20 protein-coding genes are annotated in these 22,913 nt (G+C 59.6%); 2 read left to right on the top strand and 18 right to left on the bottom strand.

What is annotated here, in order from left to right; translation table 11 throughout:
* Positions 1 to 394: 394 nt before the first annotated feature.
* From guaA to GSQ93_RS16945, 5 genes are all read right to left on the bottom strand, one after another.
* Positions 395 to 1,975 carry a glutamine-hydrolyzing GMP synthase gene (gene guaA, locus GSQ93_RS16965; RefSeq protein ID WP_158936790.1) on the bottom strand — a complete coding sequence of 527 codons (1,581 nt, stop codon included), beginning with the start codon at positions 1,973 to 1,975 and terminating at the stop codon, positions 395 to 397.
* Positions 1,976 to 2,195: 220 nt separating this feature from the next.
* A complete protein-coding gene (locus tag GSQ93_RS16960; RefSeq protein ID WP_158936789.1) occupies positions 2,196 to 3,011 on the bottom strand; it encodes a hypothetical protein in 816 nt (271 codons plus the stop codon).
* A gap of 2 nt (positions 3,012 to 3,013) precedes the next feature.
* The gene (gene guaB, locus GSQ93_RS16955; protein WP_158936788.1) at positions 3,014 to 4,474 is read right to left on the bottom strand and encodes an IMP dehydrogenase; all 1,461 of its coding nucleotides are present in this window, start codon (positions 4,472 to 4,474) and stop codon (positions 3,014 to 3,016) included.
* 223 nt (positions 4,475 to 4,697) lie between these two features.
* Positions 4,698 to 5,027, bottom strand: a complete 330-nt coding sequence (locus tag GSQ93_RS16950; RefSeq protein WP_158936865.1) for an RnfH family protein — start codon at positions 5,025 to 5,027, stop codon at positions 4,698 to 4,700.
* Positions 5,027 to 5,461, bottom strand: a complete 435-nt coding sequence (locus GSQ93_RS16945; RefSeq protein ID WP_031364028.1) for a type II toxin-antitoxin system RatA family toxin — start codon at positions 5,459 to 5,461, stop codon at positions 5,027 to 5,029. The genes GSQ93_RS16950 and GSQ93_RS16945 overlap by 1 nt, the downstream gene beginning before the upstream one ends.
* Positions 5,462 to 5,560: 99 nt before the next feature.
* On the opposite strand from GSQ93_RS16945, the gene smpB reads away from it, so the two are divergent.
* The gene (smpB, locus tag GSQ93_RS16940) at positions 5,561 to 6,010 is read left to right on the top strand and encodes an SsrA-binding protein SmpB (RefSeq protein ID WP_031364027.1); all 450 of its coding nucleotides are present in this window, start codon (positions 5,561 to 5,563) and stop codon (positions 6,008 to 6,010) included.
* Between the two features lie 93 nt (positions 6,011 to 6,103).
* Here the strand turns inward: smpB and GSQ93_RS16935 are convergent, their stop codons facing one another.
* The 3 genes from GSQ93_RS16935 to ppsA all read right to left on the bottom strand — a co-directional run bounded on the left by GSQ93_RS16935 (position 6,104) and on the right by ppsA (position 10,060).
* A complete protein-coding gene (locus GSQ93_RS16935) occupies positions 6,104 to 7,045 on the bottom strand; it encodes an SPFH domain-containing protein (protein ID WP_158936787.1) in 942 nt (313 codons plus the stop codon).
* Positions 7,046 to 7,102: 57 nt separating this feature from the next.
* Positions 7,103 to 7,531 carry an NfeD family protein gene (locus GSQ93_RS16930; RefSeq protein ID WP_158936786.1) on the bottom strand — a complete coding sequence of 143 codons (429 nt, stop codon included), beginning with the start codon at positions 7,529 to 7,531 and terminating at the stop codon, positions 7,103 to 7,105.
* Positions 7,532 to 7,654: 123 nt separating this feature from the next.
* Positions 7,655 to 10,060 carry a phosphoenolpyruvate synthase gene (ppsA, locus tag GSQ93_RS16925; RefSeq protein ID WP_158936785.1) on the bottom strand — a complete coding sequence of 802 codons (2,406 nt, stop codon included), beginning with the start codon at positions 10,058 to 10,060 and terminating at the stop codon, positions 7,655 to 7,657.
* 617 nt (positions 10,061 to 10,677) lie between these two features.
* On the opposite strand from ppsA, the gene GSQ93_RS16920 reads away from it, so the two are divergent.
* On the top strand, positions 10,678 to 11,496 hold the full coding sequence (locus tag GSQ93_RS16920) for a pyruvate, water dikinase regulatory protein (protein WP_158936784.1): 819 nt from the start codon (positions 10,678 to 10,680) through the stop codon (positions 11,494 to 11,496).
* A 397-nt stretch (positions 11,497 to 11,893) separates the two neighbouring features.
* Here the strand turns inward: GSQ93_RS16920 and GSQ93_RS16915 are convergent, their stop codons facing one another.
* The 10 genes from GSQ93_RS16915 to GSQ93_RS16870 all read right to left on the bottom strand — a co-directional run bounded on the left by GSQ93_RS16915 (position 11,894) and on the right by GSQ93_RS16870 (position 22,898).
* Positions 11,894 to 12,682, bottom strand: coding sequence for an RNA methyltransferase (locus tag GSQ93_RS16915; protein WP_158936783.1), 789 nt, complete (start codon positions 12,680 to 12,682; stop codon positions 11,894 to 11,896).
* Between the two features lie 11 nt (positions 12,683 to 12,693).
* Positions 12,694 to 13,431: a ribonuclease HII gene (rnhB, locus tag GSQ93_RS16910; protein WP_158936782.1), complete on the bottom strand. Its 738-nt coding sequence runs from the start codon at positions 13,429 to 13,431 to the stop codon at positions 12,694 to 12,696.
* The gene (lpxB, locus tag GSQ93_RS16905; RefSeq protein ID WP_158936781.1) at positions 13,431 to 14,597 is read right to left on the bottom strand and encodes a lipid-A-disaccharide synthase; all 1,167 of its coding nucleotides are present in this window, start codon (positions 14,595 to 14,597) and stop codon (positions 13,431 to 13,433) included. The genes rnhB and lpxB overlap by 1 nt, the downstream gene beginning before the upstream one ends.
* Before the next feature lie 11 nt (positions 14,598 to 14,608).
* Positions 14,609 to 15,397: an acyl-ACP--UDP-N-acetylglucosamine O-acyltransferase gene (lpxA, locus tag GSQ93_RS16900; protein ID WP_158936780.1), complete on the bottom strand. Its 789-nt coding sequence runs from the start codon at positions 15,395 to 15,397 to the stop codon at positions 14,609 to 14,611.
* 58 nt (positions 15,398 to 15,455) lie between these two features.
* On the bottom strand, positions 15,456 to 15,929 hold the full coding sequence (gene fabZ, locus GSQ93_RS16895) for a 3-hydroxyacyl-ACP dehydratase FabZ (RefSeq protein WP_158936779.1): 474 nt from the start codon (positions 15,927 to 15,929) through the stop codon (positions 15,456 to 15,458).
* Positions 15,930 to 16,030: 101 nt separating this feature from the next.
* Complete coding sequence (lpxD, locus tag GSQ93_RS16890) at positions 16,031 to 17,158, bottom strand: UDP-3-O-(3-hydroxymyristoyl)glucosamine N-acyltransferase (RefSeq protein WP_158936778.1); 1,128 nt, start codon at positions 17,156 to 17,158, stop codon at positions 16,031 to 16,033.
* 16 nt (positions 17,159 to 17,174) lie between these two features.
* Positions 17,175 to 17,693, bottom strand: a complete 519-nt coding sequence (locus GSQ93_RS16885; RefSeq protein WP_158936777.1) for an OmpH family outer membrane protein — start codon at positions 17,691 to 17,693, stop codon at positions 17,175 to 17,177.
* A gap of 194 nt (positions 17,694 to 17,887) precedes the next feature.
* Positions 17,888 to 20,200 (bottom strand): outer membrane protein assembly factor BamA, encoded by a 2,313-nt coding sequence (gene bamA / locus GSQ93_RS16880; RefSeq protein ID WP_158936776.1) that lies wholly within the window; start codon positions 20,198 to 20,200, stop codon positions 17,888 to 17,890.
* Between the two features lie 99 nt (positions 20,201 to 20,299).
* The gene (rseP, locus tag GSQ93_RS16875) at positions 20,300 to 21,685 is read right to left on the bottom strand and encodes an RIP metalloprotease RseP (RefSeq protein WP_158936775.1); all 1,386 of its coding nucleotides are present in this window, start codon (positions 21,683 to 21,685) and stop codon (positions 20,300 to 20,302) included.
* Between the two features lie 7 nt (positions 21,686 to 21,692).
* The gene (locus tag GSQ93_RS16870; protein ID WP_158936774.1) at positions 21,693 to 22,898 is read right to left on the bottom strand and encodes a 1-deoxy-D-xylulose-5-phosphate reductoisomerase; all 1,206 of its coding nucleotides are present in this window, start codon (positions 22,896 to 22,898) and stop codon (positions 21,693 to 21,695) included.
* Positions 22,899 to 22,913 lie beyond the last annotated feature (15 nt).

Raw genomic sequence — 22,913 nt, 5'->3', positions numbered from 1 at the left:
CCGACCACGCCCGCCTCAAATGCGGCAAAGAGGCCGACCGGCCCCGCGCCGACGATCAGGACATCGGTCCGCAATGGCGCGGTTAATCCCTCGACGCGAGAGTCTGCTTCAGGAGTCATTCGGTATCCGTGGTGTCATGCACGCGGGGCGCTGCATCTGTTGATTCACCATACAGAATCTGCCGGGTCAGGGCAACGAAGGCACTATCGGCGGCATGGGCAGGGTTCGAAACGAATGCAGACCGCGTGCCACGCATTCGTTCCCATGCGCGCGAAAGTTGACTCGACACGACAGTGGGAATCGCGCGCTACAGACGTAAACAAAAAAAGCCCGCTATTACACGGGCTTGATTTGATTTTCAGCTACTGGATGCCAGCTAATGCCAGACCTTCAATCACTCCCACTCAATCGTAGCCGGCGGCTTCCCCGAAATATCATAAACAACGCGATTAATCCCGCGAACCTCATTAATGATCCGGTTCGAAACGTGCCCTAAAAGCTCATGCGGCAGATGAGCCCACTGCGCGGTCATGAAATCGAGCGTCTGCACGGCTCTCAAAGCAACCACATACTCATAAGTCCGCCCATCGCCCATTACACCCACGCTTTTCACCGGCAAAAACACCGCAAAAGCCTGGCTCGTGAGCTCATACCACGACTTACCCGATTCCTTATCGAACGTATTCCTCAACGTTTCGATAAAAATCGCATCCGCGTGACGCAGCAGTTCAGCGAACTCCTTCTTCACCTCGCCCAAGATCCGCACACCCAAACCCGGACCTGGGAACGGATGCCGATAAACCATCGCTGGCGGCAGTCCCAGCTTCACGCCCAACTCCCGCACTTCGTCCTTGAACAATTCGCGCAACGGCTCAAGCAACTTCAAATTCAGCGTCTCGGGCAAACCACCCACGTTGTGATGGCTCTTGATCGTGTGGCCCTTCTTGCCCTTGCCTGCCGACTCGATCACATCCGGATAAATCGTCCCTTGCGCGAGCCACTTTGCGTCCGCCAGCTTGTTGGCTTCCGTCTGGAACACTTCAACAAACTCAGCGCCAATGATCTTCCGCTTCGCTTCAGGATCCGTCACCCCGGCAAGCTTCGATAAAAACACTTCGCTGGCATCAACATGAATCACCTTCACGCCAAGGTGATCGGCGAACGTCGTCATGACCTGCTCGGCTTCATTCAACCGCAGCAACCCATGGTCGACAAAAACGCACGTCAATTGCGCCCCAATCGCGCGATGCAAAAGCGCCGCCGCCACCGACGAATCCACGCCGCCCGACAACCCGAGAATCACGTGCTCGTCGCCGACTTGCGCGCGGATCTTCTCCACCGCTTCATCGATGTAATGCCCCATCTCCCAGTCCGGCCGCGCGCCGCACAATTCGAGCACGAAGCGGTCGAGCATCGCGCGTCCCTGCACGGTGTGCGTGACTTCCGGATGCCACTGGAGGCCGTAGAAGTGGCGCTCGTCGTCGGCCATCGCGGCGATCGGGCAAGACGGCGTCGATGCCATCAGCTTGAATCCGACCGGCATGTCCGACACCTTGTCGCCGTGGCTCATCCACACTTTCAGCATGCCGTGACCTTCGGCCGTGTGGAAGTCTTCAATGCCGTTCAGGAAGCTCGTGTGGTTATGCGCGCGCACTTCGGCATAACCGAATTCACGGACATTGCCGAGTTCGACCTTGCCGCCGAGCTGCTCGGCCATCGTCTGCATGCCGTAGCAAATGCCAAGCACCGGCACGCCGAGATCGAAGACAACGTGCGGTGCACGCGGCGAACCGAGTTCGGCGACCGAGTTCGGGCCGCCCGACAAAATGATGCCCTTCGGCGCAAATTCGCGGATAAACGCTTCGTCAACGTCGTACGGATGGATCTCCGAATACACATGTGATTCGCGAATGCGTCGTGCGATCAATTGGGTGACTTGGGAGCCGAAATCGAGAATCAGGATCTTGTCGTGCATGGCAGCGGCCGGGAAGGCAAGTAGACAGAAATAGTTGGCAAAAACGATAACGCAAGCAGCAGGAACAAGGTCCCGCGCATAGCGTCACGCAGAAAGTTCAACGGCCGGCGCTTGGTGCCGACCGCAGCAAGACAGATTCATCGATACTACGAAACGCTTCGTTCCTCGATAGCGTTCGACCAACCCAGCGCAGGCCGCAAAGACCTGCGCGCGCCAACCTTCAGCGCGGATCGCGGCGAACCGGATCGATAAACTGACCGGTAACCGGGTCCACCGTACGACCGGTGACCGGGTCGATCGCGCGACCGGTTTCAGGATCGATCTTGTGACCGCTGACGGGATCGAACGCGCGGCCGGTGGCGGGATCCAGCGAGCGGCCGGTGGCCGGATCGATGACATGCCCGGTAGCAGGATCAAACGTAGTCGCCGATGGCGCCGGCGCAAGGGGCCGTGGAATAGCCTCCCCCACGACTGGCTCAACCATCTCACTATCCCAGCGCGGATTCGCCGGAGCAACAGGATCGGACGACAAAGGCCTCGGCGGCGGAGTTACACGCTCCACGCGCTCTTCCGCCTTGGTCTTCGCCGCACGTTTCTCGGCGCGCTCAGCTGCAGCAGCCCCGGCCAGAGCGGCGCGCTCACGCCGCCGCACCGCGCCTGACAGCCTCACACTACCCAGCCCCAGCACCAGCATGGCTACACCCACCAACGCCGCGACCACTTGCCCAAACCCCGTCAACTCGGGTGTATGCAGTCCGAGCAGCCAGACCATCATCACCAGGCCCGACAACCATTCCACATGTCCCGACACCTTCGCGGCGGTCGCGGTCAGCGCACCATCGATAGCGGCATGAACCGCCAACCACGCAATGCCGATCAGCGCGATCCCGAACACCTGTCCGATAAACGGCGGCTGCACGGTCACGAGATGCATCGATGCCCACAACGCTGTCCATGGCGTAAGCAGGAACAGCACGCCAAAGGCCAGAAAAATCAGTGCATTGATGACAAGAACAGCGCGCAGCAGCGGTTTCATGGTCAGTCCACGTGGTAGTTGGGCGCTTCCTTCGTGATCTGCACGTCGTGCACGTGCGACTCGCGCATGCCGGCACCCGTGATCTGGACAAATTCGGCCTTGTCGTGCATTTCGGCAATATTGCGGCAACCGCAATACCCCATGCTCGCCCGTACGCCGCCGACCACCTGGAACAGGATGGCGTTGACCGAACCCTTGTAAGCCACCTGCCCTTCAATGCCTTCAGGCACAAGCTTGTCGATATTCGCCGAGTTGTCCTGGAAATACCGGTCCGCTGCACCGTCCTTCATCGCGCCAACCGAACCCATGCCTCGATACGCCTTGAACTGGCGGCCCTGGAACAGGAACACGTCGCCGGGAGATTCTTCCGTGCCGGCAAGCATGCTGCCCATCATCACGGCGTCCGCGCCTGCTGCAAGCGCCTTGCTGACATCGCCGGAAAAACGCACGCCGCCGTCCGAGATCACCGGCACGCCCGAGCCGCGCAGGGCGTCCGACACGTTAGCCACTGCGGTAATTTGCGGTACGCCGACGCCCGCCACGATCCGCGTCGTGCAGATCGAACCCGGGCCGATACCGACCTTCACGCCATCGGCGCCGTATTCCACGAGCGCCTTGGCAGCTGCAGCCGTGGCGATATTCCCGCCGATCACTTCAATATGCGGATAGTTCTGCTTCACCCAGCGCACGCGCTCGAGCACGCCCTGGCTGTGACCGTGCGCCGTATCCACGACGATGATGTCCACGCCCGCCGCCGACAGCAGCTCGACGCGCTCTTCATTCTCCGGACCGACACCGACCGCAGCACCAGCGCGCAGCTTGCCGTGTTCGTCCTTGCAGGCGTCCGGGTGTTCGGTTTGCTTGGTGATGTCCTTGACCGTCATGAGGCCGCGCAATTCGAACGCGTCGTTGACGACCAACACGCGTTCCAGCCGATGGCTGTGCATCAGCGCCTTGGCTTCGGCAAGCGGCGTGCCTTCCTTGACGGTCACGAGACGTTCACGCGGCGTCATGATCTTGCGCACTTCGTCGTCGAGCCGCTCTTCAAAGCGCAGGTCCCGGTTCGTGACGATACCGATCAGTTGCGGACCTTCCACCACCGGAAAGCCGGAAATGCCGTGCTGTTGCGTGAGAGCGATCACGTCGCGCACTTTCATTTGCGGCGGAACGGTAATCGGATCGCGCACCACGCCCGATTCGAAGCGCTTTACTTTCGCGACTTCTCGGGCCTGTTCGGCTGCGGTAAGGTTCTTGTGAATGATGCCGACGCCGCCGAGCTGCGCCATCGCAATAGCGAGCCGGCCTTCGGTGACTGTGTCCATGGCGGCGGACAACAGGGGCATATTCAGGGAGATCTTGCGGGTAACCTGGGTTTTCAGGCTGGTGTCGCGCGGGAGAACGTTGGAAAACGCGGGCACGAGGAGCACGTCATCGAACGTGAGTGCTTTCTGGATCAGACGCATGGCAAATCCTATGGGCGCAAAACCGAATTATACCGATAGTTCCCCGGATTTTCACTGCCCGAACAGCAGGTTAGGTGGCGTTTCCGTTTTTCCGGCGCAATTTACGGGCCTCGGCCGGGTGGGCGATTTCCCCCGCCGTTTCGGTTTTTCGCTCGATTTGCGTTCGATATAAGTTCGGTTTTGCGGATACCGGCAAGGATGCCGGAATCCAGATGAATCGCTTTTATCGCGCTTCCTTACGTGTCCAGCGCCGCCCTTCAATGGACCCGCCGCGCCGGGTTTTCTCAACCCGCCTTTGCCGCGCCACTTTCGGATCAACCTTCAGCGGCCGATAAATCTCCACCCGGTCGTGATCAGCGAGCACTGCGTCCAGCGCCTGGATTTTTCCAAAAACGCCCACTTTCTGTACGTTCAGATCGATCTCGGGAAACTGTGTGAGCAATCCACTCGCCTCGATAGCCTCCCGCAGCGTCACGCCCTCGCCTAAGGAAAGCGCACATACCGCACTCTTCCCTTCGGGCAATGCATAACAAACCTCAACGGCAAGCGTCATCATTTCCCATACCGCTGATCAGCGCGCTTCACGAACGAATCCACGAACGTGTGCGCGATATGACTGAACACCGGCCCGATGATCTTCTCGAGAATGATGTTCGAAAACTCGTAATGCAACGCGAATTCGATCTTGCAGGCGTCGGCCCGCAACGGCGTGAACCGCCAGTAACCGGTGAACTTCTTGAAAGGGCCGTCCATGAACTCCATATCGATGGTAGTCGGCCGCGTATGCACGTTACGAGTAGCGAAATGCTGCTTGATGCCCTTGAAATTGATGTGGATCTTCGCTTCCATGCTGTGTTCGTCGTGGCGGCCTACTTCCACGCCTCCACACCATGGCAAAAAATTCGGGTAATCGGCGACATCGGTGACGAGGTCGAACATCTGCTCTGCAGAGTGACGGATCAATACAGTTTTCTGGACATCTGCCATAAAGGGCGCAACGCGTGGCAAGAGTGGGAAGCTTTGCGGGCTTTACCTCGCCCGCGCTGCTAAAATCAGGATTTTAAACGAGTTAGGCACTTTTCATTCATGAGCATCATCGACAACAGAAAAGCCTTCTTCGATTACTTCATCGAAGATCGCTACGAGGCCGGGCTCGTGCTGGAAGGGTGGGAAGTCAAGGCGCTCCGGGCCGGCCGCGGCCAGATCAAGGAAGGCTACGTCATCATTCGTGACGGCGAATTGTTCCTGATCGGCGCACACATCAGCCCGTTGCCGGAAGCATCGACCCACATCCATCCGGATCCGGTCCGCACGCGCAAGCTGCTGCTGCACAGCGAAGAAATCTCGAAGCTCATCAGCAAGGTCGAGCAGAAGGGTCATACGCTTGTCCCGCTGAACTTCCACTACAAAGGTGGCCGCGTGAAATGCGAGATCGGTCTTGCGAAGGGCAAGAAGCTGCACGACAAACGCGAAACCGAGAAAAAGCGCGACTGGGAACGCGAAAAGGCGCAAATCATGCGCGGTGCCAAGCATTGAGCACCTGCATGATAGTGAGCATATACAACGCAAAAAAAGGGCGTCGACCATATAGTCGACGCCCTTTTTGATTCAGCTGGCTAACGCCTAGCTTCAGCTCTTACGAATCACGCTGCCACTCGTTCCATCACCCTTGATGATGCTCAGCGCCGACGCGATCATCGAACTCATCTCCGACAAATTCCCCGGGACGATCAGCGTATTGCCCTGCTTCGCGATATTCCCGAACGCGGTGACATATTGCTCGGCAACCTTCAGGTTCACCGCTTCCATGCCGCCGGCTGTTTGTATGGCCGCACCGATCTTCTCAATTGCCTGAGCATTCGCCACGGCCACCGCCAGAATGGCCGACGCCTCGCCTTCGGCCTGATTGATCTGCGCCTGACGCTCACCTTCGGACTTGTGGATGGCCGCCTCACGCGCGCCCCACGCAATATTGATCTGCTCCTGCTTGCGACCTTCGGACGCAGCAATCACCGCCCGCTTCTCACGCTCGGCCGTAATTTGCGCCTGCATCGCGTGCAGGATTTCCTTCGGCGGCGTCAAATCCTTGATTTCGTAGCGCAGCACCTTAACGCCCCAGTTCGCCGCAGCCTGATCGAGCGACGTCACAATGCTGTGGTTGATGTAGTCGCGTTCTTCGAAGGTCTTGTCGAGTTCGAGCTTGCCGATCACCGAACGCAGCGTGGTCTGCGACAACTGCGTGATGGCGTAGATGAAGTTGCTGGATCCATACGACGCCTTCATGGCGTCGGTGACCTGAAAATACAGCACGCCGTCCACCTGCAACTGCGTGTTGTCACGCGTGATACAGACCTGGCTTGGCACTTCGAGCGGAATTTCCTTCAGCACGTGTTTGTACGCCACGCGGTCGACGAACGGCACGACGATGGTCAGCCCCGGCGTGAGGGTCGCGTGATAGCGCCCGAGCCGCTCCAGCACCCATGCGTGTTGCTGCGGCACGATCTTGATCGTCTGCGCGGCAATCGCGATGACGATAATCAACAAAATTGCCCCGATGATAGTCACGTCCATCTCTACTCCTTGTTATGCGTGTCTTGCTTAGGAAAGCTCAAACCCCGGTCCACCCTCTCAGCGTTTTGCCGACACCACCAGCGTATTGCCGGAAAACGCCGTGATCCTGTACATAGGCGCGCCTTCGGTCTCTCCGGGCGCCAGTTCAATGTCCCATTCCGCCCCGCGATACAACGCCCGAGCGCGGCCCTCATGCCACTCGTTCACCTTCAGCGTTTCGCCAATATCCAGGTTCACGCCCGGATCATGCGATGCATCGCGCCGGGTCACGTGCCCCAACTTCGATCGACGCAATACAGTGACGGCGATCATCGCGACCAAGGCCGCCACCAGCAGTTCGATCTCCAGTCCGGCTCCAAACAAATGTGCGATCCCGCCCGCGATAAAACCAATCGCCACCATCAACAGATAAAACGTACCGGACATCAGCTCGAGCAACACGAGCACCCCGGCGCCGATCCACCAGAAAAGTCCGTTAGCAGCCATGCCTTTCCTCCAAACAAAAACACCCCGGAACGTCCGGGGTGTTATAGCACGCTTACTGTTTTGAAAGCTTGATACCCTTTCGATGCAGCCGCATGTTTTACTGATTGCGCCTACCTGTTGCGCTTACTTGTTCAACGCCTTTGCCAGCGTCTTCCATGTGTCGATGATCGTGTCCGGATTGAGCGACATCGACGCGATGCCTTCCTTCGCAAGCCATTCAGCCAGGTCCGGATGATCCGAAGGACCCTGACCGCAAATGCCGACGTACTTGTTCAGCCGCAAACAGGTTTCGATAGCGCGTTTCAGCATGAATTGCACAGCCGGATCACGCTCGTCAAAGTCGACAGCAAGCAACTCCATGCCCGAATCGCGGTCAAGACCCAGCGTGAGCTGCGTCAGGTCGTTCGATCCGATCGAGAAGCCGTCGAAGAATTCCAGAAACTCCTCGGCCAGAATCGCGTTCGACGGAATCTCGCACATCATGATCAGCCGCAGGCCGTTCACGCCGCGCTTGAGACCGAACTTCTCGAGCAGGCCAACCACTTTCTCGGCTTGCTTCAAGGTACGCACGAACGGCACCATGATCTCGACGTTGTCGAGGCCCATTTCCTCGCGCACTTTCTTCAACGCGATGCATTCCATATGGAAGGCTTCAGCGAAGTCTTCCGAGATATAACGCGATGCGCCACGGAAGCCGAGCATGGGGTTTTCTTCGTCCGGCTCGTAACGCGAACCGCCAATCAGCTTCTTGTACTCGTTCGACTTGAAGTCGGACAAGCGCACGATCACCGGCTTCGGATAGAACGCCGCCGCAATCGTCGCGATACCTTCCGTCAGCTTGTCGACATAGAACGCTCGCGGCGATGCATGACCACGCGCGACGCTTTCCACGGCCTTCTTCAGATCCGCATCAATGTTCGGATACTCAAGAATCGCCCGCGGATGGACGCCGATATTGTTGTTGATGATGAACTCAAGCCGCGCCAGGCCCACGCCTGCATTCGGCAGATGCGAGAAGTCGAACGCAAGTTGCGGGTTGCCCACGTTCATCATGATCTTGACCGGAATCTCGGGCAATTCGCCGCGCTCGACTTCAGTCACTTCGGTTTCGAGCAGGCCGTCGTAGATCTTGCCTTCGTCGCCTTCAGCGCACGACACCGTCACCAACTGGCCTTCTTTCAGTAGGTCGGTGGCATCGCCGCAACCCACGACCGCCGGCACGCCCAGTTCACGCGCGATGATGGCCGCGTGGCAGGTGCGTCCGCCACGATTGGTCACGATCGCTGATGCACGCTTCATCACCGGCTCCCAGTTCGGGTCGGTCATGTCGGCCACCAGCACGTCGCCGGGCTGAACGCGATCCATCTCTGACGGATCGTGAATCACGCGCACCGGTCCTGCGCCAATCTTCTGGCCGATCGCGCGGCCCGTGGCCAGCACGTTTGACTGGCCCTTCAGCTTGAAGCGCATTTCGGCCTTGCCCGCAGCCTGGCTCTTCACCGTTTCAGGACGTGCCTGGAGGATGAAGATCTTGCCGTCGCGGCCGTCCTTGCCCCACTCGATATCCATCGGACGCTGATAATGCTTTTCGATGATCACCGCGTACTTCGCGAGCTGGATCACGTCTTCGTCGGTGATGGAGAAACGGTTACGTTGCTCGTGCGTCACGTCGACGGTCTTCACGCGGCCAGCTTCGCCAGGGTTCGTGAATTCCATCTTGATGAGCTTCGAGCCAATTGAACGGCGGATGATCGGGTACTTGCCTTGTTCGAGCGTGGTCTTGAAGACGTAGAACTCGTCCGGGTTCACGGCGCCCTGCACGACCGTTTCGCCCAGGCCATAGCTCGACGTGATGAACACGGCGTCCTTGAAGCCTGACTCGGTATCGAGCGTGAACATCACACCGGCTGCGCCCACGTCCGAGCGGACCATGCGCTGCACGCCGGCCGACAACGCGACTTCAGCGTGCGTAAAGCCCTTGTGCACGCGATACGAAATCGCGCGATCGTTATACAGCGACGCGAACACGTGCTTCATGCGGTCAAGCACTTCGTCGATGCCGACCACATTCAGATAGCTTTCCTGTTGACCCGCGAACGATGCATCCGGCAAGTCTTCAGCGGTCGCCGAAGAGCGCACGGCGAACGACAGCTCTTCCGGCGAGCCGTTTTGCAGCGTGTCGAAGCCTTTACGGATCAATTCTTCGAGGCGCGGTTGCATCGGCGCGTCGACGATCCATTGACGGATCTCCTTGCCGGCTTCGGCCAAGGCTTTTACGTCGTCTACGTCGAAAAGTTCGAGACGCTTGGCGATGCGATCGGTCAGGTTATTGTGATGCAGGAAGTCGCGAAATGCCTGTGCCGTGGTCGCAAAACCGGTAGGCACTTGCACGCCGGCTTCGGCGAGCTGGCTGATCATCTCGCCGAGCGACGCATTCTTGCCGCCGACAATGTCGACGTCAGTCATTCGCAACTGCTCGAATGGCACTACATACGCTTGGTCCTTTGCAACGTTAGCTTCGTTAGTCATGTAAGCCCCTAAGGTGGATGGAATTCACGATCATGCAAGTGGGCTCGAAGCGGCGGCGCTTATAAGGGGCGCGTACCGCAACCTGCATAACCTGTTTGATAAGCACATGCCGCATGTTTCGATCCACGCGCCGGTGGGGGCGTGACGTGTTGTGTATTTACCGGAACGTGAGCCCATCCAAAACCACGTTGCGATGCTGAAAAACACGACTTCGAAACACATCGATATCGGTTAAAACTGCTCATAAAATCTACGTTTTGTTTCGAAAACGCACGAATGGGCGGTAACTTCCGTGAATCGATGATTAATCGTCCGCAATTGCTTATCGAACAGGTTGCCGCTATTCTACCGTGCTAACTCCGGGAAATGTTTCATCGCGGGGCATAAAAGCGCTGCGTAATGAGACCCTTCACACGCGGATGGTGTGGCGGCGCACATCGGGTGTTTTAGTGGATGCTTAGTTTGGCGTTGTCAGCCTGACGGCGTGCCCCTCGCGACGTCAATGGGGGCTGATACTCGGGCCTTTTCCGTCAATCCGTTTAGTCGACTGATCGCCCCATTATTCGACCATAATCACCTTCAATTCATTTCACGTAATTTCACGACCTTCAACGCCGATGCCGCCTACCGTATTCATCGTTTCCGATGGCACCGGGATCACTGCCGAGACATTCGCGCATTCGATCCTGTCCCAGTTCGACCAGAAATTCCGGCTCGTGCGCGTGCCGTTTGTCGATTCGACCGAGAAGGCGCATGCGACCATCGCGAAGATCAACGAGGCAGTGTCGCTCGACGGCCGTCGGCCGATTGTGTTCACCACGCTGGTAGACAGCGCGTCGAACGAGATTGTGCGGCGCTCCAATGCGCTGGTGCTGAACATGTTCCAGACGTTTATCGAGCCGCTGGAACTGGAACTCGACATCAAGTCGACGCACGCGATGGGCCGGGTTCACCAGAACGCCGATACGGAGGAGTACAAGAACCGGATCGAGGCGATCAATTTTTCGCTGGCGCACGACGACGGCCAGTCGAATCGCAATCTGTCCGATGCCGATGTGATTTTGGTCGGTGTATCGCGCAGCGGCAAGACGCCGACGTCACTTTATCTGGCGATGCAGTACGGTGTTAAAGCCGCGAATTATCCGTTGATTCCCGAGGATTTTGAGCGTGGGCGGTTGCCTACGCCGTTGATGCCGTATCGGGACAAGATGTTCGGCTTGTCGATCGATCCGCAGCGGCTGGCAGAGATTCGCAACGAGCGGCGGCCAGGGAGCAAGTATGCGGCGCCGGAGAATTGCCGCTATGAGATCAATGAAGCCGAGGCAATGATGAAGCGCGAAGGGGTCAAGTGGTTATCGTCGACGCATAAGTCGATTGAGGAAATCGCGACGACTATCCTTCAGGAGATTCGGTTGGAGCGGCCTTCGTATTACTAGGTTTTGCTCGCGCCGGTGGACGGGTTTTTTGGGGGGGCTGGGCTCTGGGGGGCGGCGGTCGGGGGTCTTGCCGGGGTGCTGCTTTCGGCCTTAGTGGTCTGCTCGAGTTGGCTGTTCTCTTTATCACTGTTAGCCACTGTGCGTGGCGGCACGTCATTTCTTTGCCCAAAGCGGCAAAGAAACGAAGCAAAGAAAACGCTTTCAAAACACGCTACCCTAAGTGTCCACAGCGTGCAGTTTCAATACTTGGGTGCCCCAAAAGCACGGTGCTCGCCAGAACCACCGATGTTTGAAACCCTCCTTCTCCGAACACAGGTTCTGACACGCTTCGCCACCAGTGACTGATCTGCCCGAGGGACACCCCGCGCTATCCGCGGACAAGCTCACGCTACCGCCCCTAGCGCGTGCGGGACTGCCGGCACTGTTCGAAGATGCAAATCGCAGCAGCAGCCGCCACATTCAACGACTCCATGCCCCCCGGCTGCGGAATCGTCACCCGAAGCGTCGCGTGGTCACGCCAGAACGGCGAAACGCCCGCGCCCTCATTGCCCATGACCCAGGCCACAGGGCCCGACAAATCGGCATCGTAGATCGCCTCCGCGCCGTGCGAATCAGTGATCGTCACGCGCACCTCGGGGTCAAGCCGGGACAACAATTCTGCTGGTTCAACATCTTCGTAAATGCCAAGCAGGAAATGTGCGCCCATACCCGCCCGCAACACCTTCGATGACCACGCATACACCGTCCCAGGCGCGCAAAACACGCGCCGAACGCCAGCCGCTGCCGCACTTCGCAAAATAGATCCGACATTGCCGGCATCCTGAATGCCATCGAGAATCAAACACGTCCCGTCGATACGTTCAGGCAACAATGGCTCAAGCTTCTCGACCAGCAATACCATCCCCACACCATGCACGACACTCGATAGCTGTCCGAACAAAGCATCAGGTAACGTATAAACATGCGCGGGATCAAGCCGCCCGACGATCTGCCGCGCTTCTTCGTGTTGAAGCGCACCCTCGGTTACGACACACGTCTCGGGCTGTCCGGCCGCATCAAGATATGCGCTGGCAAGATGGAGCCCTTCGAGCAAAGCGTGACCGCTGCGTCGCTGCTGCGCAGTCGATCCAGCCAGCGCCTTTAAGCACTTGTAAAGCGGGTTGTCCCGCGAGGTAATTGGTTTCACTTGGGAAAAATTCAGAACGGAGGAGCGTCGATGCCCTGCTCCGCAGCAGCCGCTTCCAGCACCCCAGCTGCCACGACCGGCAACGCCGTGCCCCAGCGCACATGCGCCTCACGAACAGGCGCAAACGAACGCCGATGATGCTCGCAAGGCCCATGCTCAAGCAACGCCCTCAAGTGCTGCGGCGTGCCGTAACCAGCGTGAGCATCGAAACCATAAACGGGATGAACTTCGTGCAATTGCAGCAGCATCCGGTCGCGCGTGACTTTGGCCAGAATTGAAGCCGCCGAAATTTGTGCAATCAATGCGTCGCCGCCAATCACAGCCACCGAACGCATCGGCAACTGGGGACACCGGTTACCGTCGATCTTCGCCACCGTCGGCGTAACCGACAGCCCCTCCACCGCGCGCTTCATCGCGAGCATGGTGGCGTGGAGAATGTTGATTGTGTCGATTTCATCGACCGTTGCCGAAGCCACGCAGTAGGCCAGCGCACGGTCGATGATCTTCTCGTACAACTCTTCGCGTTTCTTGGCGCTCAGCACCTTCGAGTCGTCAAGTCCGCGAATCCTGGGTTTCGATGGATCGAAGATCACCGCCGCCGCCACCACCGGACCCGCCAGCGGACCACGGCCGGCTTCATCCACGCCGCAAATGACGTCGGACGGCGTATCGACATCAAAGTCGAACGCAGGCTGCAGCGCTTGCCGCCCCGCGCGCCGTACCACGCCTCTCACGACGATCTTCGCCATTACCGCGGCCTCCTCGTTTCCAGCACCTGCGCCACGGCCTCCGCAGCACGTTGCGCCGTGTTCTGACGCAGCGCGTGATGCATTTCCGTGAAGATTTCCGTCAGTGTGGCGCGGTTCGCTTCGTCGTTCAACTGTTTCAGCGTGGCGTCGGCCAGCGCTTCGGGCGTAGCGAAATGCTGGAGAATTTCCGGCACGACAAACCGCCCGGCCAGAATATTCGGCAAGCCGACATACGGCAAATAACCCTGCCGCTGCATGATCTGTCCCGTCAGCCAAGGCACCTTGTACGAGATCACCATTGGCTTTTTAAGCAACGCCGCTTCCAGCGTCACCGTGCCGCTCTTGACCAGGATGGCGTCGGCGGCGGTCATCGCGATCTGCGCCTTGCCTTCAGTAATCGTCAGCGACAGATTCGGATGCGCGTCGACCAGGGGCTGCAACAATTCGCGCAACGCAGCAGTTGCTGCCGGCATCACGAAACGCACACCGGGTTCGCGCAGCTGCATCAATTCCATCGCGTCGAAAAAGGTCGGGCCGATCAGCGCGATCTCCGAACGCCGGCTGCCCGGCAACACCGCGATGATCGGACCGCCTTCCGGCAACCCCAATTCTCGGCGCGCGCCCTCAACGTCAGGCACGAGCGGGATTTCATCGGCGAGCGGATGGCCCACGTACGTGGACGCAATACCCGCCTTCTCCATCAGCGCCGGTTCGAACGGGAACACGCACAGCATGTGATCGACGGCTTTGACGATCTTCTTGATCCGTCCCCCGCGCCACGCCCAGATCGACGGACACACGAAATGCACCGTCGGAATACCGGCGTCGCGCAACGCGTGTTCGAGACCAAAATTGAAATCGGGCGCATCCACGCCAATAAACACCGACGGCGGCTCCCCCAGCAATTGCCGCTTGAGTTCGTTGCGAATGCCCAGGATCTCGGGAATATGTTTCAGCGCTTCGACGTACCCGCGCACGGTGAGCTTGTCCATCGGCCAGTGGGCATCGAAACCGGCAGCCGTCATGCGTGGACCACCAATGCCATTGAACCGCGTGCCGGCTGGCAAACGCTCGTTCAGGCCCTCAAGCAGCGAAGCCGCGAGCAGATCGCCCGAGGGCTCGCCCGCCACCATCGCAACCCGCAGAGGGGCGGGAGCCAGCGTCATTGGGCGCTCGGTCAACGGATGATGCCGCGCTGCGAAGCGTCGATAAAATCGGCCAGCGCCGTCACGGGTGCGTCGCCATCGCCGCCTGCGGAAGCGAGTTCGCGCAATTGCACCTTCGCTTCTTCGAGCGTCGCGCCGCTCTTGTACAACACGCGATACGCCGAACGCAGCGCCGAAATAGCCTCAGCCGAAAAACCGCGCCGACGCAGCCCTTCCACATTGATACCGTGCGGTTCAGCCTTGTTACCGGCGGCGATCACGAACGGCGGAATGTCCTGCACAAGCGCTGACGCGCCGCCCAGCATGGAATGCGCGCCGATACGCACGAACTGATGCACGCCCGACATGCCGCCGACAATGGCATGGTCGCCAATAATCACGTGCCCCGCCAATTGCGCGTTGCTCGACATGACAATATTGCTGCCAAGCTGGCAGTCATGGCCCACGTGCACGTACGCCATGATCCAGTTGTCGTCGCCGATGGTGGTCACGCCCGTATCCTGCACCGTGCCGGTGTGAATCGTGGTGAATTCGCGGATGGTATTGCGGTCGCCGATCACGAGCCGCGTGGGCTCGTCCTTGTACTTCATGTCCTGCGGCCGGCCGCCGACCGATGCGTAGTGGCCGATGCGGTTGTCGCTGCCGAGGACCGTATGGCCTTCAATTACGCTATGCGAACCGATAGTCGTGCGCGCGCCAATTTGCACGTGCTGGCCGACGATCGCGTACGGACCGACTTCGACGGATTCGTCGAGCTGCGCGCCCGGCTCGATGATCGCGGTAGGGTGAATCTTGCTCATGCGCCCTCGCTTGGTGTCCTGTTGCTGGGTTTGCCGCGCTGCTAGGGCACGGCGGGCATCACTTCGTGTCGGCGGCCGTGTTTTTCACGGTGCACATCAACTCGGCTTCGGCTGCAATTGCACCGTCTACTTCGGCACGGGCGCTGAACTTCCAGATGCCGCGCATGTAGCGCTCGAAGTTCACGTTCAGGATCAGCTGGTCGCCGGGTTCGACCACGCGCTTGAAGCGCGCTTTGTCGATGCCCACGAAGTAATACAGAGTCGTTTCCGGGTCGTGCGGTTCCTTTTCCTCGGCGAACGTCAGCAGCGCGGCTGCCTGCGCAAGCGCTTCGAGAATCAGCACGCCGGGCATCACGGGCCGTGTCGGGAAGTGACCCTGAAAATACGGCTCGTTGATCGACACGTTCTTCAGCGCTTTGATGCTCTGATGCGGCGTGAGTTCGAGTACACGATCGACGAGCAGGATCGGATACCGATGCGGCAGCAACGTGAGAATCTTGTGGATGTCTAAATTGATTTTTTCGGTGCTCATAGTCGTTCTGCTCGCGCGCTTCACAGCGCGGGTGTTGACTGCGAAACCGCTTGCCAGGAAGCTAACAAGCGATTTCACGTGGGATGCCGGTTTTTACCGTCTTAATGCTTGCCAGAAGTGCTGTCCGGGATGTTGTCCGCAGTGTTATCCGGGTTAGTGCCCGCGGCTGCAGCCGCTTCAAGCGTCTTGATGCGTTCGCGCATTTTGTCCAGATTACGCACAATGGCAGCGCTTTTGTTCCAGTCGGCGTGGTTCACGGCGGGGAACGCACTGGTGTACATGCCCGGCTTCAGCAGCGACTTCGACACGCCGGACTGCGCCGTGACAATCACGTAGTCCGCCAGCGTCACGTGGCCCGCAATGCCCACCGCGCCGCCAATCATGCAGTGCCGCCCGATGTTCGTGCTGCCCGCAATGCCCGCGCAGCCTGCAATCACCGTGTACGCACCAATCCGGCAGTTATGCCCGATCTGGACTTGATTATCGATCTTGACGCCTTCCTCGATCACCGTATCGGCCATTGCGCCCCGGTCGATCGTGGTGTTCGCGCCGATCTCCACGTCCTGCGCCACGACCACCGCGCCGACTTGCGGGATCTTGACCCAGCTGCCGGTGCGCGCATCGCCGTCGCCGGCAAAATCCGGCGCAAAACCAAAACCGTCCGCACCGATCACCGCGCCGGCATGCACGATCACGCGCGCGCCGAGCTTACAGCCATGATAGACGGTCACGTTGGGATACAGATGAACGTCGTCAGCCAGCTTTACGCCCCGGCCGATCGTCACGCCCGCATCCAGCTTCACGCGCTCGCCAATCTCCGCGCCCGCTTCCACGCTCACATGCGGTCCGATCACAGCACTGGCCGCCACCTTCGCGCCGGGATGAATAAACGCCGTGGGATGCACGCCGGGTTCGACCGGCGGCGTCGCGAGGTCGATGAAAACCTGCGCCACACGCGCAAAATAAGCGTAAGGATTCGCCGTGACGATAAAGTTACGCCCTTCCGGCGACGTCACTTTTTCCAGGTCCGCGGGTGAAATCAACACCGCACCAGCTTGCGTGCTTTCCACTTGCGACAGATATTTCTGGTTCGCGAGAAACGCGAGTTGTGAGGGGCCGGCTTTGTCGAGCGGCGCGAGGCCGTTCACGCGATGCGCTGCATCGCCTGCTATGTCGCCGCCAAAGCGCTGTGTCAGTTCACCAAGCGTGATCGCGCTGTCTGATGCCATGCGGTACCGCTCCCGATCAGTTCGAACTGCTAGCTGGATTGGCCGAGAGGCTCGCTTGATTCGCGGCCAGCGCCTTCAGCACCTGATCGGTGATATCGATGCGCGGACTGACGTACACCGCTTCCTGCACGATCAGGTCGTAATGCTGCGCTTCGGCAATCTGCTTGATGACCTTGTTAGCCTTGTCCAGCACTGCAGCAAGCTCTTCGTTGCGGCGCTGGTTCAAGTCTTCACGAAATTCGCGTTGTTTGCGCTGGAAGTCCTGGTCGAGCTGCGACAAATCGCGTTGCTTGGCGGCTCGGTCGGCAGGCGCCATCGTGGCGCCGTTCTTGTCCATTGCGTCCGACATGGTCTTCAGGCGCGCTGCCATGTCCTGCAACGCCTTGTCTCGCTTCGAAAACTCTTGTTCGAGCTTCGTCTGCGCCGCCTTGGCCGCCGCGGACTCACGCAAGATGCGATCGGAGTTGACGGCTGCAATCCGGGTCTCCTGCGCCTCTGCCTTGGCGGCACCCATCAGGCCGAGCGTCACCGACATAACAAGCGCCAACGCTACATGTTTCGAAAGCTTACCGGTTCGCAAAGTCTTCCTCACGTTACTTATTTACACCACTGACTGATGTCGCTCGGTCAGGTCACTGAATCAGATCACTCAGCCAAGCCACTGCGTCAGGCGGCCCGGTTCCGCGATAAAAGCGGAAAACCGGGCCGCCGACACATCCTGATCGGGACTTAGAACGCCGTACCGATCTGGAACTGGAACTTCTGATACTGGTCGCCGGTATGCTTCGTCACCGGGAAACCCAAGCTCAACTTGAGCGGGCCGATTGGCGAGATCCAGGCAAGGCCGAAACCGTAACCATACCGCAGGCCGTTCGCACCCGTGCTTGTGCCGCCCTGACCCGGATCGCCCCAGACGTTACCGCCGTCGAGGAAGGTGAAGACGCGCAGCGTGCGGTCATAACCCGTACCCGGCAACGGGAACGTCAACTCGATGTTACCCACCGCCATACGCGAACCGCCGATCGGGTCGCCCGTGGTCGAGTCACGCGGACCCAGCGAGCTCGGTTCATAACCGCGAACCGAGCCGATACCGCCGGCATAGTAGTTCTTGAAAATCGGGTATGTCTGGCCTTGCAGGCCCTTACCGTAGCCGCCTTGCAAGTTCAGGCCGAGCACGAAGCCGCGCGCGAACGAGTAGTAATACTGCGCCTGGGCGTCAACCTTGACGTACGTCGTGTTACCCGCCGGCGTGCCGTATTCCGCGTTCGTCTGCGTGTAATAACCGCGGCTCGGGACCAAGGCGCTGTCGCGATTGTCACGCGACCAGCCAACCGTCACCGGCACGTTGTTCACTACGCGACCAAATTCCTTCACGTAGTCGATATAGCTTTGCGGCGTAGCGGAATCGATATCGAGCGTGTTCTGCTCAAGGCCCGCGCCGAAGTACACCGTGTCCTGCTCCGAGAACGGAATACCGAACTTCAGGTCACCACCAATGGTAACGATCTTGAAGCTGGAATCGGTCGAGTAATAGAGCGGCTGATACGTGCGGTAGTACAGGTCGGTAATGCGCTTGATACCGTCGATGGTGAAGTACGGATCGACTTGCGTCACCGTCAATGTCCGGTACGTCTTGGCCGTGTTGATATTGACCGAGAGGCTGGTACCTGAACCGAACACGTTGTCCTGCGACACGCCAGCCGACAGAACCACCTTGTCCGTCGACGAGAAACCCGCGCCAAGCGTAATTGCGCCGGTCGGCTTTTCCGCGACCTTCACGTCCACGTCCACCTGGTCGTTCGTGCCTTCGACCGGAATCGTGGTCACGTCGACATCGGTAAAGTAGCCAAGACGGTTCACGCGATCCTTCGACAACGCCAGCCGGCTCGAATCGAACCACGAGCTTTCGAGCTGACGCATTTCGCGGCGCACCACTTCGTCACGAGTACGCGTATTGCCGATGATGTTCACCCGGCGCACGTACACACGGCGGCTCGGATCCACATTCAGCGTCAGGTCGACGGTGTGATCGGCTTGATTGATCTGCGGCTGTGCGTTGACCTGCGCAAACGCGTAACCATATTCACCGAGCTTGTCGACGATCGCCTTCGTGGTCGCCTGCAGCTTTTCGGCCGAGAAACGGTCACCTGGTTTGATCTTGATGAGCTTCGTCAACTCGGCCTGGCGGTCGAGCAGATTGCCCGAGAGCTTGATCGCGCTGATCTTGTACGGTTCGCCTTCGTGCAGCGCGACCGTCAGGTACATGTCCTTCTTGTCGGGCGAGATGGACACCTGCGTCGAGTCGATGTTGAACTCGAGGTAACCGCGATTCAGGTAGTACGAGCGGACATTTTCAAGGTCGCCCGTGAGCTTGTCCTTCGCGTACAGGTCGTTCTTCGTGTACCACGAGAACCAGTTCGGCGTGGACAACTGCATTTCGTCGCGCAGCGTGCTCGTGCTGATCGCTTTATTGCCGATGAAGTTGATCTGACGGATCTTCGCGCTCGGACCTTCCGCCACCGAGAACAGGATCTGCACGCGGTTGCGGTCGACCGGCGTCACGGTAGTCGTGACTTCGGCCGCGTAGAACCCGCGCGTCAGGTACTGACGCTTGAGTTCCTGCTCGGCTTTGTCGACGAGCGCCTTGTCATACGAGCGCCCCTGCGACAAGCCTACCGCACGCAACGCCTTCGCCAGGTTGTCCTTTTCGAACTCGTGGATCCCGGAGAAGTCGATTTGCGAAATGGCCGGACGCTCCTGCACCTGCACCACCACCACGTTGCCCTGTGTGGCGATCTGGACGTCGTTGAAGAAGCCCGTTGCATAAAGCGCGCGAATTGCCTCGGAGGCTTTGTCGTCGGTGAACGTGTCGCCCTGCTTGATAGGCAAGTAGGCGAATACCGAACCGGGTTCAATGCGCTGAAGGCCGTCAATCCGGATGTCCTGCACGACAAACGGCGTTGTCGCGTGCGCCGCCATTCCGGTTGCGGCCAATGCTGCGGCCACAGCCGACTTAGGAACAAAGCGATGAGGTTTGAACAACGTGCTTCCCCAGTGTGTATAGCTGCATCAAGCCCGACGGCGTTCGTTCAAGCGCCGCCAGACAGGATGAAAAAGGATCAAGGTTACGGCCAAGCCAGATCAAAAGCGGATCAGGCGGGCAAGGTCATTAAAGAGCGCAATCATCGACAAGGCGACGATGCAAACAAGACCCGCCCGCTGCAAAACCAGCTGCCAGCGATCTGACACGGCCTTGCCGGTTGCGGCTTCAACCAAATAATATAACAGATGCCCACCGTCCAGAACCGGAATCGGTAACAAGTTCAAGACGCCGAGACTGATACTCACGAGCGCGAGGAATGAAAGAAACGCCGACAATCCAAGCCGCGCGCTCTTGCCGGCGTAGTCTGCGATCGTCACCGGCCCCGAAAGATTTTTCAGCGACGCTTCGCCCGTGATCATCCGTCCGAACATGCGCAGCGAATAAATGCTGATGTCATAGGTCCGCTTGACGCCCAACTGCAGGCTTTCGACCGGACCGTAACGCACGTCGACTGCCGGAATCCGGGTCGCGAGCGACGCGCCGATCCGGCCGACATCGCGATGCGTGGCAGCGTCCTGCTTGAGCTCCGGCACGATCTGCACCGCGCGCTGCACGCCGTCGCGTTCGACTGTCAGCGAGACTGGCGTACCCGGACGATGCTGCACGTAATCGATAAAACCCATCGCGTTATCGATCTTTTTGCCGTCGATAGCGCGCAGCACGTCGCCGGCCTGCAAGCCCGCTTTTGCCGCCGCGCTGCCCGCTTCTACACCGGCTACCGCCAGCGTGCCGCCACCCGGCTCGAAGCCGAGTTTATCCATGAAATCCTGGTCGACGTCCTGATCGTCGATCTTGCCCACGCTCACCGGGAAATCGAACGTACCGTTGTTCGTCTTGGCCGTCAGCACCACGCGGCGATGATCAAACGACGCGTCGAGCAGTTTCCAGCGCAGATCGGACCACGAGCGCACCGTGTGCGTCTCGCCACTCGCGTCGCTGCTGCCCTGCACATCGCGCATTGAAACGATCGTCTCGCCGCCCTCGAAGCCCGCCTTGGCGGCAACAGTGTTGGGCGCCGGCGCCGCGAGAATCGCAGCCGGCTCAGAGACACCACCCGCGAACACGCCGGCGAACAGCAAAATGGCGAGAATGAAGTTCGCCACCGGACCCGCTAAAACAATCGCGATCCGCTTGAACACCGGTTGACGGTTGAACGCGCGCGGCAAATCGGCTTCAGGAATGCTCGCTTCCGCCTCGCGTTCGTCGAGCATCTTCACGTAGCCGCCGAGCGGCAGCGCGGAGATCGTCCACTCGGTTCCGGTGCGCTTGCTGACCCATTTCACGAGCGGCTTGCCGAATCCGACTGAAAATCGCAGGACCTTAACGCCGCACAGCCGCGCGACGCTGTAATGGCCGAATTCGTGGACGACGACCAGCACGCCGATAGCCACCACGAACGCAACGATTTCAATCAGGAAGTTCATGGCGACCTCAGTGCAGGACGCGTTCGGAGTGCGGCGCGTCGGCGGTCAACAAAGCGGCAAACTCGCCTGCGAGGCGACGCGCTTCGGCGTCGGCGGCGAGCACTTCATCGAGTGTGGATGCACTGCCGTTCGGCAACGCGTTCAGCACGCGCTCGACCACTTCGCCGATCGCCATGAAGCCGATACGGCGAGCAAGGAACGCCTCCACCGCGACCTCGTTGGCCGCGTTGAGCGCCGCGCTTGCGGTGCCGCCGGCTTCCAGCGCCTTCAGCGCGAGCGCCAGGCAAGGGAAACGTTTCAGGTCGGGCTTCTCGAAGGTGAGCGATGCAATTTGTGCAAGATCAAGTTGCGCGACGCCTGAATCCACACGTTCCGGGAACGCCAGTGCATAGGCGATCGGCGTGCGCATGTCGGGATTGCCGAGTTGCGCAAGGACGGAACCGTCCGCGTAGGACACAAGCGAATGGATCACGCTTTGCGGATGAATCAGTACTTCAATGCGCGAGCCCGGCACGTTGAAGAGCCAATGCGCCTCGATCACTTCGAGACCCTTGTTCATCATCGTGGCGGAATCGACGGAAATCTTGCGGCCCATTGCCCAGTTCGGATGCTTGCAGGCTTCATCGGGCGTGACGTGGCGCAGCGTCGACGGCTCGCGGGTGCGGAACGGTCCGCCGGATGCCGTCAAAATGATCTTCGATACCCCGCCGTGCAGCGCTACTTCACGCGGCATGCACTGGAACACCGCGTTGTGCTCGCTATCGACCGGCAGCAGGATTGCGTCGTTGTCGTGCACCGCGTCGATGAAAATCTTGCCCGACATGACCAGCGCTTCCTTGTTGGCCAGCAGGATGCGCTTGCCCGCGCGCGCGGCCGCCAGCGTGGGCGCCAGGCCCGCAGCGCCAACAATAGCGGCGACCACGGTGTCGCAGGACGCGCTCTCCGAGACGTCCACAAGCGCTTGCGGGCCGTAGCTGACCTCGGTCTTGCAGCCCTGGGCGCGCAACGCGGCGGCGACCTTCGCGGCCGTATCGGCGTCACCGACCACCGCTACTTCCGGCTGGAACCGCACACATTGGTCGACGAGCTTGTCGCCGTTGCGATGCGCGGTCAGCGCGTAGACCGTGAAGCGATCCGGGTGCCGCGCCACGACGTCGAGCGTGCTTTCGCCGATCGAGCCCGTGGATCCGAGCAGAGTCAGACGTTTTTGCATAAATCCTTCTTTAGC

Source organism: Burkholderia sp. S171, from assembly GCF_009766085.1.
Classification (GTDB): domain Bacteria; phylum Pseudomonadota; class Gammaproteobacteria; order Burkholderiales; family Burkholderiaceae; genus Caballeronia.
This window is presented reverse-complemented; position numbering and strand designations above follow the sequence as displayed.

Coding starts and splice junctions, on each gene's coding strand:
- guaA (WP_158936790.1), bottom strand. CDS start 1,975: ATGCACGACAAGATCCTGATTCTCGATTTCGGCTCCCAAGTCACCCAA.
- GSQ93_RS16960 (WP_158936789.1), bottom strand. CDS start 3,011: ATGAAACCGCTGCTGCGCGCTGTTCTTGTCATCAATGCACTGATTTTT.
- guaB (WP_158936788.1), bottom strand. CDS start 4,474: ATGCGTCTGATCCAGAAAGCACTCACGTTCGATGACGTGCTCCTCGTG.
- GSQ93_RS16950 (WP_158936865.1), bottom strand. CDS start 5,027: ATGACGCTTGCCGTTGAGGTTTGTTATGCATTGCCCGAAGGGAAGAGT.
- GSQ93_RS16945 (WP_031364028.1), bottom strand. CDS start 5,461: ATGGCAGATGTCCAGAAAACTGTATTGATCCGTCACTCTGCAGAGCAG.
- smpB (WP_031364027.1), top strand. CDS start 5,561: ATGAGCATCATCGACAACAGAAAAGCCTTCTTCGATTACTTCATCGAA.
- GSQ93_RS16935 (WP_158936787.1), bottom strand. CDS start 7,045: ATGGACGTGACTATCATCGGGGCAATTTTGTTGATTATCGTCATCGCG.
- GSQ93_RS16930 (WP_158936786.1), bottom strand. CDS start 7,531: ATGGCTGCTAACGGACTTTTCTGGTGGATCGGCGCCGGGGTGCTCGTG.
- ppsA (WP_158936785.1), bottom strand. CDS start 10,060: ATGACTAACGAAGCTAACGTTGCAAAGGACCAAGCGTATGTAGTGCCA.
- GSQ93_RS16920 (WP_158936784.1), top strand. CDS start 10,678: ATGCCGCCTACCGTATTCATCGTTTCCGATGGCACCGGGATCACTGCC.
- rnhB (WP_158936782.1), bottom strand. CDS start 13,431: ATGGCGAAGATCGTCGTGAGAGGCGTGGTACGGCGCGCGGGGCGGCAA.
- lpxB (WP_158936781.1), bottom strand. CDS start 14,597: ATGACGCTGGCTCCCGCCCCTCTGCGGGTTGCGATGGTGGCGGGCGAG.
- lpxA (WP_158936780.1), bottom strand. CDS start 15,397: ATGAGCAAGATTCACCCTACCGCGATCATCGAGCCGGGCGCGCAGCTC.
- fabZ (WP_158936779.1), bottom strand. CDS start 15,929: ATGAGCACCGAAAAAATCAATTTAGACATCCACAAGATTCTCACGTTG.
- lpxD (WP_158936778.1), bottom strand. CDS start 17,158: ATGGCATCAGACAGCGCGATCACGCTTGGTGAACTGACACAGCGCTTT.
- GSQ93_RS16885 (WP_158936777.1), bottom strand. CDS start 17,693: ATGTCGGTGACGCTCGGCCTGATGGGTGCCGCCAAGGCAGAGGCGCAG.
- rseP (WP_158936775.1), bottom strand. CDS start 21,685: ATGAACTTCCTGATTGAAATCGTTGCGTTCGTGGTGGCTATCGGCGTG.
- GSQ93_RS16870 (WP_158936774.1), bottom strand. CDS start 22,898: ATGCAAAAACGTCTGACTCTGCTCGGATCCACGGGCTCGATCGGCGAA.